The sequence below is a fragment of the Pseudomonas fluorescens genome, from assembly GCF_902497875.1.
Taxonomy (GTDB): Bacteria; Pseudomonadota; Gammaproteobacteria; order Pseudomonadales; family Pseudomonadaceae; genus Aquipseudomonas; species Aquipseudomonas fluorescens_BR.
On record NZ_CABVHY010000167.1, the window covers coordinates 1 to 552 of the forward strand.

Consider the following 552-nt stretch of genomic DNA (forward strand, 5'->3'; position numbering starts at 1 on the left):
GCCGGCCTGGCTCTCGCGGATGTACCCAGACAATTGAGGGGCTGCGAGAAGGCGGTGTGTCAGTCAATACAAGTGCCTACTGACACCCCGCGAGTACGCCCACACAGTTGATCTTCGTACAGGCATGAAAAAACGCCGCTCATCTCACGATGGGCGGCGTTTTTTTGTGGCGAGGGAGCTTGCTCCCCCTGGGTTGCGAAGCGGCCCGAAAATCAGCCACCGCGAGTATCCAGATGGAATGCGGGGGCTGATTTTACGATTGCTGCGCCCGAGCGCGGACAGGCCGGCGGGAGCAAGCTCCCTCGCCACAGGCGTCAGGCTTGAACGACCGGGATGTTGGCGTTCGCAGCCGCTTCACGGAACTCGGCGATCTGGTCGAAGGACAGGTAGCGGTAAACATCGGCCGCCATGCTGTCGATCTTGCCGGCGTATTCCATGTACTCCTCGACGGTCGGCAGACGACCCAGGATGGAGGCGACAGACGCCAACTCGGCCGAAGCCAGGTAGACGTTCGCGCCGTCGCCCAGACGGTTCGGGAAGTTACGGGTCGAC

Annotated in this window: 1 protein-coding gene; it reads right to left on the reverse strand. The window is 62.0% G+C overall.

Annotated features, from left to right (window positions below; all coding sequences use genetic code 11):
• Positions 1-314: 314 nt before the first annotated feature.
• Positions 315-552: hypothetical protein (locus F8N85_RS34465; protein ID WP_150807656.1), on the reverse strand; the 238-nt coding region annotated here is incomplete at its 5' end.